This window comes from Arthrobacter sp. ok362 (genome assembly GCF_900102785.1).
Lineage (GTDB): Bacteria > Actinomycetota > Actinomycetes > Actinomycetales > Micrococcaceae > Arthrobacter.
The window spans coordinates 284,533-297,054 of sequence record NZ_FNGC01000002.1 but is presented as its reverse complement, the minus strand read 5'-3'; the positions used below and the strand labels follow the sequence as shown (position 1 = coordinate 297,054).

The following is a 12,522-nucleotide window of genomic DNA, read 5'->3' as shown; positions in this document are numbered from 1 at the left end:
ATATGCGGAAGGCCCGAGATGCGTCAAGGACAGAACTTCTATACCTAGGGCTACTATGTTTGATACCCTTCAGCTCTAGGTATAGGAGGCGCAGTGCGCATTGATAAGGACCTGGTCGCCGCTTCAGCCACTCCTCTTGTGCTGGGCATCCTGTCGGATGGCGACCTTTACGGCTACGCAATCCTCAAGCGGGTGAGTGAGCTCTCGGGCGGCGGCATGCAGTGGACCGACGGGATGCTCTACCCGCTACTGCACCGACTCGAGCGGCTCGGTTACGTATCCTCGCTGTGGGGTACCTCCGACGCCGGGCGCCGGCGCAAGCACTACACAATCACGCCGGCGGGCCGGGACGCCCTCGCCGACCGCCAGGAGCAGTGGACCGTCGTCGCAAACGCTTTGCGGCAGGTGTGGCAGAGCACTCAAGGACCCTCGTCCGCGATTGAGGGATGGGCGTGATGGCGCCACACGCTGAGCTGGAGGCCCAGATCGACCGGTGGCGCGGATATGTTCAGCGGAGCCGGGCGATTTCCCCCGCCGACGTCGACGAGCTGGAGGACCACCTGCGCGAGCAAATTGCGGACCGGCAGGCGACCGGCCTCGACGACGAGGAGGCCTTCCTCGTCGCGATCAAGCGCCTGGGCAACCTCGACGCCGTCTCACGCGAATTTGCCCGCGAGCACTCCGAGCGGCTGTGGAAGCAGCTCGTCCTGGTGCCGGAGTGTTCCGACGACGCCAACGCGTCACCATGGCGCGAGCTCGCCGTCGTCCTAGCACTCGCCGTCGGGGCAGGCGTGGCGGTCAAGGCCGGCTTTGCCTGGATCGACGACGGCGCCGCCATGATGCGCAACCTGGGCCTGCTCGTCTTTCCCTTCCTGGCCGCTTACTTCGCGTGGAAGCGGCGCTTGACCGGGGCGATGGTGGCCGCACTGATTGTCCCCTTTGCCGCCCTGGCAGTCGCACTCAACCTCTACCCGTTCGCCCCAGGCGGCGCCACCGGGATGCTCGCTGCCTTGCACGCTCCGGTCATCCTGTGGCTGCTGACCGGCGTGGCCTACGTCGGCGGGAGATGGCGGTCCGACAAGCGACGCATGGACTTCGTCCGATTTACCGGCGAACTCGCGATCTACTACACGCTGCTGGCCCTTGGCGGCGCGGTCCTGATCGCCCTCACGATCGCGACCCTCCGGGTCGTTGGCGCCGATTTCCAGCCGGTCCTGGACGACTGGATCCTGCCGTTCGCTGTGCCCGGGGCCCTCGTGGTCGCCGCCTGGCTTGTAGAAGCCAAGCAGCAGGTTGTGGAAAATATCGCCCCCGTCCTGACCCGCGTATTCACACCCCTGACCGTTGCCATGCTGCTGGTCCTGCTGGCCGTGCTAGCCACCGCGGGAGGCTTCGCTGACATCGACCGCACCCTACTCATCCTCATGGACGCGATCCTCGTGCTGGTCCTCTGCCTGCTGCTCTATTCGATTTCTGCCCGCGACCCGCTCGCCGCTCCCGGACTGTTCGACGTTCTTCAGTTGGCCCTCGTCATCGCGGCCCTTGCCGTCGATGCCGTGATGCTGACTGCGATGCTGACCCGTATCGCTGAGTTCGGCTACAGCCCCAACAAGATCGCCGCGCTCGGCCTGAACCTGCTGCTGCTGGTGCACTTGGTGCGTGCGGCCTGGCTCGCCGTCGGATTCCTGCGCCGCAGACTCCCGTTTACCGCAGTCGAGCGCTGGCAGACGCGCTACCTGCCGATCTACGGCGCCTGGGCAGCGGTCGTGGTGGTGGCGTTCCCGCCCATCTTCGGCTTCATCTGATCTGCACGTTCCTCTGTCACGGACCGGAAGTTCGTGCCAGGGCGACCCGCGGAAGGGCACCGTCATGAGACGGTTACGTTGAGAGCCTGCGCGGGGACGGGGGCACTAATCACGCCCATATCGTGCAAGGCTAGTTGCATGGATCTGGAGGTGTCGCCCGCGCTCACGATTCCCGCGTCGGAACTCGGCTGGCGGTTCTCGCGTTCGTCCGGGCCGGGTGGTCAACACGTCAACACCTCGGACAGCCGCGCCGAACTCTCGTGGAACGTCGCCGACTCGGCGGCGCTATCGGATGACCAACGGCTGATGCTGCTCAGGCGCCTCGGACCACGTCTCATCGCCGGGGTGATCACCGTGACCGCCTCCGAACGGCGCTCTCAGCTGCGCAATCGCGAGATCGCCCTGGCCAAGCTCTCCGCCCTCGTGGCCGAGGGGCTTGCCCCCGAAGCTGCCCGCCGCCGGGCGACCAAACCCACCCGGGGCTCGAACCGTCGGCGCCTTGCCGCAAAGGAACAGCGGGCGGCGACGAAACGGCAACGACAGCGGCCGTCCGCAGAGTAGCGCCATCCCGTCATTTTCCAGCCGCGGGGGCAGCGGGAGCGTGTAGAACCTACCGCGACGGCCCACTCGGGGCTTTCCTGCCCGCGCGCATCGGTCAGCCCGTTGAACCGCGCACCACTAGCGAGCTGTCAAGCGTCACATGCGGTTCCTCCAGCTCAAATCCTTCCATGAGCCCGCGGAGTTGCTGACCCGCTTTGCGCCCAAGCGGCATGGCCGGCAGATGCACACTCGTCAGGCCGGGGTTGCTCGTTGCCGAATAAGGCAAGTCGTCGAAGCCGGCCACGGCAAGTTCCTGCGGAATGCCGACACCCGCCACACGCGCTTCCTGCAGCACGCCGTAGGCGTGTGTATCAGTCCCACACACGACGGCGGTGACTCCGGTGCGCTGCCACTGCGGCCAAGCCCGGGCGAACGCCTCGGCGGCCGACCCGACATCGATCATGGTGCTGATGATGCAGTCGGGCGCCACCGAGATCCCGCGCGTCTTGGCCTCCTCGAGGAACGCCTTGCGCCGCAGATCGAAGGTGGCTGTGCCGGTCACGCTGTCGATGTAGGCAGCATGCGTGTGCCCCGAATCGGCGAGGTGCGCTGCCAGCTCACGTGCGCCGCGCGCGACGTCCAGGTTTACCGAGGGGGCGTAGGCCTCCAGACCGGGTGCATCCAGCAGCACCAGGGGCCCGGCTGCGGATAGCTCTTCGAGGAAGCCGGCGTTGGGGGCATCCACCAGGAGGCCGGCGGGCCGGAGCGCCATGAGCTTCCGGACGTCCTCGGCCTGCGGGAACTCGCCGGCGTCGGTGACGGACAGCAGCAGCTGGTACTCGGCACCAAGGGACTCCCGCACTCCGGCGATCACCTTGGCGAAAAACGGGTTGGAGATGTCGGGGGCCACCAGGATGACGATCGAACTCACGCCCTTGGCCAGCGAGCTTCCGATGCCGTCCACCACGTAGCCCAGCTCGGAGATGGCCTCCCGCACGCGCGAAATGTTGTCGTCGGACACCCGTCCTCGGGTTTTCCCGTTGGCCACCAAGGAAACCGTGGCGGTGGAAACGCCGGCGCGCTCGGCCACCATCGCGGCCGTGACGCGGGGCGCGCGGGCGTTGCGCCGATCGAGGGGGTCCATGCATCGATCGTAGCCAACATCTCAAGCTTTCAGGCATATCAAGGCATCAAGCGCTTGACGCAATTTACGTTAAGCGCTTGACGTGGCGCGGGAAACGATGCCAGAATTCCCATGAATGCTTAATGCCCTGCTCGGGCACGGCACCCACCCCCAGCGACAAGCACACAAAAGGTGCAGCATGCCAGCGGGCGCGGTTGCCCGGCACCTGTAGGCCCCAATGACGTGGAGACAACAATGGAAACCCAGCCCCTGACACCGGCACCCAGCAAGATCATTCTTGACTGCGACCCCGGACATGATGACGCAGTGGCATTGCTGCTGGCTCACGGCAACCCGGATATCGAACTGCTCGCCGTCACGACCGTCGTGGGCAACCAGAGCCTCGAAAAGGTCACCCGCAACGCACTCTCGGTGGCCACCATTGCGGGCATCACAGGCGTCCCGTTCGCCGCAGGCTGCGACCGCCCGCTGGTCCGCACCATCGAAACCGCCCCCAGCATTCACGGCGAGACCGGCATGGACGGGCCCGATCAGCCCGAGTCCACCATCGAGCTGGACCCGCGCCACGCCGTTGACCTGATCATCGAAACCGTGATGGCGCATGAGCCGGGTACGGTCACTTTGGTCCCCACCGCCGGGCTGACCAACATCGCCATGGCGGCCCGCAAGGAACCGCGCATCGTGGAACGCGTCAAGGAAGTCGTCCTCATGGGTGGCGGCTACCACGTGGGCAACTGGAGTGCCGTTGCTGAATTCAACATCATCATCGACCCCGAAGCCGCACACATCGTGTTCAACGAAAAGTGGCCGGTGGTGATGGTTGGCCTCGACCTCACGCACCAGGCATTGGCCACTCCGGAGATTGTTGACCGGATCGCGGCCATCGGCACCAAGCCGGCCACGTTCGTCATGGAACTGATGGAGTTCTTCACCAAGACCTACAAGGACGCGCAGGGCTTCGACTACCCTCCGGTCCACGATCCGTGCGCGGTTGCCTACGTCATCGACCCCACGGTGATGACCACGCGCAAGGTCCCGGTGGACATTGAGCTGCAGGGCAGGCTGACGCTCGGCATGACCGTGGCCGACTTCCGCACGCCGGCCCCGGACGAGTGCCACACCTCCGTTGCAGTGGACCTTGACCATGAGAAGTTCTGGGATCTCGTCACAGATGCGATCGTCCGGATCGGCGAGCCCGACGGCGGCGCTCCCGCCGCCACGGCAGCAGCCGTCCCCGCGATGGCGGGGGCCGTTACCGCAGGCGCCGTTGCAGGAGAGGCCAAGTAAATGACCACCTTGATCTCCGACGCCAAGACCACCCGCGGTAACGTCACCGCGCTCGTGGTCGCACTGCTGGCGGCCTGCGTGGCCTTCCAGCTCAACGCCTCCATGCTCAGCCCGGCCCTGGTCACCATGGGCAACGAGCTTCATACGGACCAGGCCGTCATCGGCCTGTCCCAAACCTGGTTCTTCACGGCCGCGGCCTTGTTCTCGCTCTTCCTGCCGCGCCTCAGTGACATCGTGGGGCGCAAGAAGATCCTTCTCGGCATGATGCTGATGATGGCCGTCGGCTCGGTCATCGCCGCCCTCGCGCCCGATGTCACGTGGCTCTTCGTGGGCCGCATCATCCAGGGCGTCAGTGGCCCGACCGTCCCCCTTTGCCTTATTATGCTCCGCTCTGCCGTCAGCAACCCGCGTAAATACGGTGCACTCATGGGCCTCATCACGGCGGTCAATGGCGGTGTGGCCGGCGTCGACTCGTTTGTTGGCGGCTACTTTGCCGAGCACTTCGGTTTCCGCAGCATCTTCTGGCTCATGGTCGCCCTTGCTGTGGCGGCCGCGGTCCTGGTGGCTGTTCTGGCCGGAGAGAGCAAGCCGGCTGCAGGCACCACCATGGACTGGCTGGGCGTCTTCTTCATCGTGATCGCGGTGGGAGCACTCCTGACCGCACTGAACGAAGCCTCCAAGCTCGCCGCGGACTTCTCTGCTGGCACGTTGATCCTCGCCATCGGCCTGGTCGTGGTGGCCGGCGCCGCGTTCTTCGCGTTCTGGACCGTGGAGAAACGTGCCAAGGCGCCCATGGTGGAAACCGTGCACCTTCGCCAGCGATCCACCTGGGCACCGCTGCTCACCACCACCCTCACGATGACCGGAATTTTCGCCGTCATCAACGGCATCGTCCCGGCGTATGTTCAGGCAGCCGACCCGGGCTTCGGCGTCGGCCCCACCGAGATGTCCCTTCTCATCCTCACGCCGTACGCCCTGCTGGGTTGGATCTTCGGTCCGATCAGTGGCCGCTTGGCCCCCGTCCTGGGTTACACAAAGGTCCTGCGCATCGGCCTGTTGGGCAGCCTCGCGGCCTTGGCGATCATCGCGTTCCTCGGCCTGAACAACCTGCCGATGATGATGATCGGCACGGCCTTGCTGGGGATCATGTACGCCGGTACGGTCAATATCATGCTGAACGGGCTTGGTGTGGTTCTCTCGCCGCATGGCAACCCCGGCTTCCTGCCTGGCATGAACGCCGGCGCCTTCAACCTCGGCGCTGGGCTAAGCTTCCTGGTCCTCCCGGCGGTCCTCGTCGCGACGTCGTCCATGGGGGACGCCAAAGCTTCTTACCTGACCGTCGTGGTCGTGGGCCTCGCCATCACCACGGCAGCCTTCGCCGCGTCCCTCCTGATCCCCAAGCCCGTCGACGCCGAGGTAACCGAATGAGCACCGAAGCCAGCACGCCGGCGAGGGTCGTCGTCGTTGGTTCCCTCAACGCCGACCTCACCATCTACTGCGACCGTCTCCCCCAGCCGGGCGAGACGATCCATGGCAACGGCTTCGCCGTAAATCCGGGCGGCAAGAGCGCCAACCAGGCGGTAGCTGCAAGCAAACTAGGCGGCCAGGTCAGCCTGGTGGGCGCCGTCGGCGACGACCCCAACGGCACCATGCTCCTGGAGTCGACGGCCCGCGCCGGAGTGGACGTCTCGCGCGTCCGCCGCGCTGCCGATGCCGCCACCGGAGTCGCTATCATCTCGGTCGATGCCGTCGGCGAGAACAGCATCATCATCTCTGCCGGCGCCAACGGGGCCCTGGCCCCGGCCGATGTTGACGCCGCCGCCGACCTTTTCGACGACGCCGCAGTGGTCTGTCTCTGCCTTGAAGTTGGCCTCGACACGGTTGCGGCCGCCGCCCAGGCAGCCCGCGACGCCGGGGCAACGGTCCTGCTGAACCTCTCGCCCTACGCCGAGATACCGCAGGCCCTGGCACGGTTGAGCGATGTGTTGTTGGTCAATGCGCATGAGGCTTCCCTGTTCTTGGGGAAGGGGACCATACCCGGTGCCGACATGGACGCCGCCGAATGGGAGCCGGTGCGCAAGCAGTTCGCTGAACGTGGCTTGTACCGGGTGTTGGTGACCCTGGGTGCCCACGGTTCCGTGGTGTTGGACTCCCAAGCCGCCGGCACACAACAAATCACCCTCATTCCACCCACCAAAGTCGTGGCGGTGGACACCACCGGGGCGGGCGACGCTTTCACGGGCGCCGTGGCTGCGCGGCTGGCCGACGGGGAATCCCTGACAGAGGCCGCTGCGTTTGCCTCCGTGGCCGCGGCCTTGGCTGCCACGAAGAAGGGCACCCAGACCGCATACCCGGACGCCGGTGAGGTAAGGCTCCTGCGCAGCAACCACCCCCGCAGGAGCTGATACTGCGGCTGGATTCTAGGCCGCCGCCAGCCTTCGGACCCGGGGAATCGCGGCCGTTTCAACCGGCGCTACGATGCTGAGCTGGCATTCTGACTGGAGCGGGTCAATGGCGGTCGGCAGGTGGTGGGAGGCTGAGCATTCCCGCAGCTGCTCCATGGCCGCCGGTTCCACCACGGCGTGGCTGACATTCAACACCAAATGGAGTCCTTCTTTCAGGTGGTTTGCCCGCTTGACCACCACGTAAAGGGCCTGGAGGCTCTGCGCCGTCACATGTCCCTGCGCTGCTACTTCTGCCTGACCGCAATCGAGGTCGAGCCTGACAAGAACCCGGAGTTTGTGGTTCAAACGATTCCCCTGTTCGTGCTTTTACCGCTTGGCCGCGACGCTGCGACCGCTTTGGCCGCGACGCTGCGACCGCAACCCAGCCTAGGCAGGGAGTGTGACGCAGGCAACAGTGCGCTTCATATCGGGGAAACCTCGCGTTATGTGCCGGTTGTTGGCGAAAAAGTGTTGATCGGCGGGCCCGGTGTATTGTAAAGGAGGCCCCACGGCGACCATCCGGCCCTTGGCACTAGTCCAGGACGCAACGGAGAGCGACGTCGTGGCCTCTTACCGCCACGGCGAGGAACTCTGCATCACCGGATGCAGGACGAGCCAGTCCACTCTGCGTTTCGCGCCCCTCAGTGCTCCGGCGTGGCCCGCCTGAGTACTGACAGCCAGAATCCGGGCACCACGCCCGGCCGACTTAGAGGAACACATGACACACCCCTTCGACAGCCCAGACGACGTCCGCGGGGCGGAATCCCGGGAGCGGCGGCCCAAAAAGACGCGCCGAGGCCGCAAGGTGCTGGTCGCCGTCGCCGTCGTGGTTGCGCTCGTCGCGGTGGTGGCTGGCGGCTACCTCTTCAACCTCGCACGGACCTTCGACTCCGGCACGAGCAAGATTGACCAGGCCTTCCCGGAGGAGTCCACGCGCCCGAAGAAGACGGACACCGCGATGAACATTCTCGTGATGGGCAGCGACAGCCGCGGCGCCACCGAGTCTGATGCCGCGGGCGGAACGCCCACGAACCAGCGCGCGGACACGCTGATGCTCATGCACATCCCGGCGGACCGCAAGAACATCTACACCATGTCCATCATGCGCGACCTCTGGGTGGACATCCCTGGCCACGGCGAGGCGAAGATCAACTCGGCGCTGGCCCTCGGCGGCACGCCCCTGATGGTGCAGACCATCGAGTCGATCTTCCAGCAGCGCATCGATCACGTCGCGATGATCGACTTCGAGGGCTTCAAGGGACTCACGGACGCGCTGGGTGGGGTAAGCGTGAATATCAAGGTGCCGTTCACCTCGACCGCACTGCCGGGCCAGTCCTTCGCCCCGGGCCAGCACACTTTCAATGGAACCCAAGCCCTGGCCTTCGTGCGGGAACGCCACGCCTACGCCGACGGCGACTACCAGCGCGTCCGCAACCAGCAGGAGTTCCTGCGGGCCATCATCAAGAAGTCGATCGCCGGCCAGACGCTGAGCAACCCGATCACCATCAACAACATGGTGGGCGCCGTCTCGCCGTTCGTCACGGTTGACAAGTCCCTGGACTCGGGCGCCGTGGCAGGGCTGGGGCTCGAACTCAAGGACATCCGGGCGCAGAACACCGTCATGTTCACGCTGCCAACCGGCGGCATCGGCTCGTCCTCGGACGGCCAGTCGATCGTGCTGACCGACCCGAACGCCATCCACGCGATCTCCGCGGCAATGGCTTCGGATTCCCTGGGCCAGTATGTCGCCGCGAACAAGTTCGAGAACGGGAACTGAGTCCCGCCAAGTGAGGCGCCAGGGGAGGCCCTTGGACCCTTAGTCCGCGGCGGGCAGCAGTGGTAGCGTCCGTTCATGGGGAACGCTCCGGAGCCAGCAGCCGCGGCTTCCGCGGCGTCCCCGCCCCCTCCCGCGTCCCCCGCGGCAGGCCGTCGTCGTTGGATAATCCTGCTTCTGGCGGCGCTGCTCGCGGTCGCCGTCGCCGTCTCGGCGTACGTTCTCTCCCGCCAGCGGCCCGCGGATCCCGCACCGGAGGGAACCGTCGCCCCGGCTGCCGCGCCTGCGACGGCACCGGGCCCCACGCCCACGCCCACGCCCGAACCACCTGCCGTCGCCCTCAACATCTTGCTGATCGGGAGCGACAGCCGGGTGAATGAGCGGGCGGTGGCAGTCGGCGGCATCGCCTCCGACCAGCGCGGGGACGCCCTCGTGCTGATCCACATTCCGGCGGACCGGCAGAGCGTCTACGGCATCTCGATCATGCGCGACCTTTGGGTGAACATCCCCGGCCACGGAACCGCGAAAGTGAACGCCGGACTGGAACTGGGCGGGCTGCCGCTGATGACGCGAACGGTGGAGGCGCTGCTGGGCCAGCACATTGACCACACGGTGATGCTGGATTTTCAGGGGTTTGCGGCCTTGACGGACGCGCTCGGCGGCGTCGACGTCAACGTCAAGCAGGCATTCACCAGCACCGCGGACGACAAGGTGTATTTTCCGGCGGGCGTGAACCGACTCAACGGGCTGCAGGCCCTGGCCTTTGTCCGCGAGCGCCATGCCTTCGCCGATGGCGACTACCAGCGGGTCCGGAACCAGCAAACTTTCCTGAAAGCCGTGATGGCCAAAATGGCATCCGAGGGCAGGCTGGTGGACCGCAACACTGTCCGCAAACTCATCAAAACGGTGCTGCCGCACGTGACCCTGGATGCAAGCTTCACCCTGAAGTCGCTGGAAAACCTCGCCTTCACCCTCCGCAACACTGCGCCGGGACGTGGCGTGTTCTTCACGCTGCCGACCGCCGGCACAGGGTTCAGCTCGGACGGCCAGTCGATTGTCCTGCAGGACCCTGCCGCGACCGCGGCGGTCTCCGCCGCGCTGGGCTCGGGAAAGCTCGCCGGCTACGTGGCGGCCCACAATCTGCAGAACGGCAATTGAGGCGCCGCTCTTAGGTAGATTGGGTCCATGACCCAGACTCCCGCCCAGCCGTCCCACCAGCCTCCCGTCGCCCGGAAAGTTCCCTCGGTGCGCACCCACCACGGCGACGCATTCGAGGACAACTACGAATGGCTGCGGGACAAGGAATCCACCGAGGTCGTGGACCTGCTCAAGGCGGAAAACACCTACCAGGAGGCGGTGACCGCGCACCAGGAGCCGCTGCGCGAGGCCATCTTCCAGGAAATCAAGGGCCGCACGCAGGAAACCGACCTCTCCGTCCCGAACCGCAAGGACGGCTGGTGGTACTACACCCGCTCGGTCGAGGGCAAGGAGTACGGCATCCACTGCCGCGTGCGCGGCCAGGAAACCGGGGACCGCGTCGCGGACTGGACTCCCCCGGCCGTGGAGGCCGGCGTCGTCATCCCCGGCGAGGAAGTCCTCCTCGATGGCAACCTCGAGGCCGAGGGCAAGCCGTTCTTCGCCGTGGGCGGGGCCGCCACCACCATCGACGGCACCCTCTATGCCTACGCCGTGGACAACGCCGGCGACGAGCGCTTCACGCTGCGCATCAAGGACCTGAGCACCGGCATGCTGCTACCGGACGTGATCGAGAACATCTTCTACGGCATCTCTTTCTCCCCCGACGGCAGCCGGATCTTCTATACCGTGGTGGACGATTCCTGGCGGCCGTACCAGGTCAAGTCCCACGTGCTCGGCACACCCGTCAGCGAGGACGCGGTCCTCTATCAGGAGGACGACGTCGCCATGTGGCTCGGCTTCGAGCTCTCGGCCGACCGGCGCCACCTTGTGCTCAGCATCGGCTGCTCCGAGTTCAGCGAGACCCGCCTGCTGCGCTTTGACGACTTCGACGCCGGGCTGCGCACCGTGATCTCCCGCGACGAGCGCATCCTGTACGAGGCCGAGCCGTTCCTGCTGGCGGACGCCTCGGGCCGGAGCCAGGAGCGAATCCTGCTCACCCACAACAAGGACGCCATCAATTCCATGGTCTCGCTCGTCGACCCGGCCGAGCTCGCAAAGCCGCTCGCCGAGCAGCACTGGGACACCGTCGTCGCCCATTCCGACCAAGTCCGCGTCAACGGTGCCGGGGTCACCTCCACCCACGCGGTGGTCTCCGTCCGCAAGAACACGATTGAACGGGTCCAGGTCCTGCCCCTGGCCGGCCTGGGCACCCCAGAGCAGGGCGCCGCGGTGGAACCTGCGTTCGATGAGGAGCTGTACACCGCCGGCGTTGCGGGCTCGGACTACGAGGCCCCCGTGATCCGGATGGGCTACACCTCCTACTTCACCCCGTCCCGGGTCTACGACTTCGTGCTGCCTACCCCGGAGCAACCGGGCGGTGAACTCCTGCTGCGCAAGGAGAGCCCGGTGCTGGGCGGCTACTCGGCGTCGGACTACGTCGCCACCCGGGAGTGGGCCACCGCCGGGGACGGGACCAAGATTCCGCTCTCGGTGCTCCGCCACGCCTCCGTCCGGCGGGATTCGACCGCGGCCGGCCTGGTCTACGGCTACGGCTCCTACGAAATGAGCATGGATCCGGGCTTCGGGATCCCCCGGTTGTCCCTACTGGACCGGGGCATCGTGTTCGTGATCGCCCACATCCGCGGCGGCGGCGAACTGGGCCGGCACTGGTACGACGACGGCAAGAAGCTGCGCAAGAAGAACACGTTCACCGACTTCATCGCGGCCACGGACTGGCTCGCCGGATCCGGCTGGGTGGACCCGGGCCGGATCGCCGCGATGGGCGGCTCCGCCGGCGGCCTGCTGATGGGCGCGGCCGCCAACTTGGCGCCGGAAAAGTATGCGGCGATTGTTGCCGCCGTTCCGTTCGTGGACGCGCTGACCACCATCCTGGACCCCGAACTGCCGCTCTCGGCGCTGGAGTGGGAGGAATGGGGCAACCCGATCACGGACCCGGACGTGTACGCGTACATGAAGTCGTACACGCCGTACGAGAACGTCCGCGCCGTGGCGTACCCGAAGATCGCAGCGGTCACCAGCTTCAACGACACCCGCGTGCTCTACGTGGAGCCGGCCAAATGGGTGCAGCGGCTGCGCGAAGTGAACACCGGAAGCGAGCCGATTGTCCTGAAGATCGAGATGGAAGGCGGCCACGGCGGCGCCTCGGGCCGGTACGTGCAGTGGCGCGAACGGGCCTGGGACTACGCGTTCGTCGCCGATTCCCTCGGAGCCACCGAAATGCTGCCGGGAGCCGGGCAGAAGTAACACCCCTCCCCCCGCCCGCCCCCCATTCCCCACCCCCATCCCTCATTCATCGACTGCTCCGTAAGTGCCCTTTTGGACCTCCATAAGGGCGGTTACGGAGCAATCGATGGGTTATCCCGGCCTCCA

General features: G+C 66.2%; 12 protein-coding genes. 10 read left to right on the top strand and 2 right to left on the bottom strand.

Annotated features, from left to right (window positions below; translation table 11 throughout):
- Window positions 1–93: 93 nt before the first annotated feature.
- The 3 genes from BLQ10_RS03855 to arfB all read left to right on the top strand — a co-directional run bounded on the left by BLQ10_RS03855 (window position 94) and on the right by arfB (window position 2,366).
- On the top strand, window positions 94–456 hold the full coding sequence (locus tag BLQ10_RS03855) for a PadR family transcriptional regulator (RefSeq protein WP_091558572.1): 363 nt from the start codon (window positions 94–96) through the stop codon (window positions 454–456).
- A complete protein-coding gene (locus BLQ10_RS03850) occupies window positions 456–1,805 on the top strand; it encodes a permease prefix domain 1-containing protein (RefSeq protein WP_368086494.1) in 1,350 nt (449 codons plus the stop codon). Before BLQ10_RS03855 ends, BLQ10_RS03850 begins: the two co-directional genes overlap by 1 nt.
- A 138-nt stretch (window positions 1,806–1,943) precedes the next feature.
- A complete protein-coding gene (gene arfB, locus BLQ10_RS03845) occupies window positions 1,944–2,366 on the top strand; it encodes an alternative ribosome rescue aminoacyl-tRNA hydrolase ArfB (protein WP_091558568.1) in 423 nt (140 codons plus the stop codon).
- Window positions 2,367–2,460: 94 nt separating this feature from the next.
- On the opposite strand, the gene BLQ10_RS03840 is transcribed toward arfB, so the two are convergent.
- Window positions 2,461–3,489 carry a LacI family DNA-binding transcriptional regulator gene (locus tag BLQ10_RS03840; protein WP_091558566.1) on the bottom strand — a complete coding sequence of 343 codons (1,029 nt, stop codon included), beginning with the start codon at window positions 3,487–3,489 and terminating at the stop codon, window positions 2,461–2,463.
- Between the two features lie 234 nt (window positions 3,490–3,723).
- Here BLQ10_RS03840 and BLQ10_RS03835 point away from each other — a divergent pair, with 234 nt between their 5' ends.
- The 3 genes from BLQ10_RS03835 to BLQ10_RS03825 are packed head-to-tail and all read left to right on the top strand — an operon-like array spanning window position 3,724 to window position 7,181.
- Entirely contained in the window at window positions 3,724–4,776 is a 1,053-nt protein-coding gene (locus BLQ10_RS03835) for a uridine-preferring nucleoside hydrolase UriH (protein ID WP_091558564.1), read from the top strand.
- Complete coding sequence (locus BLQ10_RS03830; RefSeq protein WP_091558562.1) at window positions 4,777–6,204, top strand: uridine transporter UriT; 1,428 nt, start codon at window positions 4,777–4,779, stop codon at window positions 6,202–6,204.
- Window positions 6,201–7,181, top strand: a complete 981-nt coding sequence (locus BLQ10_RS03825) for a ribokinase (protein WP_091558561.1) — start codon at window positions 6,201–6,203, stop codon at window positions 7,179–7,181. The genes BLQ10_RS03830 and BLQ10_RS03825 overlap by 4 nt, the downstream gene beginning before the upstream one ends.
- Window positions 7,182–7,196: 15 nt before the next feature.
- Here the strand turns inward: BLQ10_RS03825 and BLQ10_RS23010 are convergent, their stop codons facing one another.
- Window positions 7,197–7,376 carry a hypothetical protein gene (locus BLQ10_RS23010; RefSeq protein WP_368086493.1) on the bottom strand — a complete coding sequence of 60 codons (180 nt, stop codon included), beginning with the start codon at window positions 7,374–7,376 and terminating at the stop codon, window positions 7,197–7,199.
- Window positions 7,377–7,379: 3 nt separating this feature from the next.
- Between BLQ10_RS23010 and BLQ10_RS23005 the strand changes: the two genes are divergently transcribed.
- The 4 genes from BLQ10_RS23005 (at window position 7,380) to BLQ10_RS03805 (ending at window position 12,396) form a co-directional block, all read left to right on the top strand.
- Window positions 7,380–7,718, top strand: coding sequence for a hypothetical protein (locus tag BLQ10_RS23005; protein ID WP_368086492.1), 339 nt, complete (start codon window positions 7,380–7,382; stop codon window positions 7,716–7,718).
- Between the two features lie 220 nt (window positions 7,719–7,938).
- Window positions 7,939–8,997, top strand: a complete 1,059-nt coding sequence (locus BLQ10_RS03815; protein ID WP_091558557.1) for an LCP family protein — start codon at window positions 7,939–7,941, stop codon at window positions 8,995–8,997.
- 75 nt (window positions 8,998–9,072) lie between these two features.
- Window positions 9,073–10,152 carry an LCP family protein gene (locus tag BLQ10_RS03810; RefSeq protein ID WP_254785389.1) on the top strand — a complete coding sequence of 360 codons (1,080 nt, stop codon included), beginning with the start codon at window positions 9,073–9,075 and terminating at the stop codon, window positions 10,150–10,152.
- Window positions 10,153–10,179: 27 nt separating this feature from the next.
- Entirely contained in the window at window positions 10,180–12,396 is a 2,217-nt protein-coding gene (locus BLQ10_RS03805; protein ID WP_091558555.1) for a S9 family peptidase, read from the top strand.
- The last annotated feature ends 126 nt before the right edge of the window (window positions 12,397–12,522 follow it).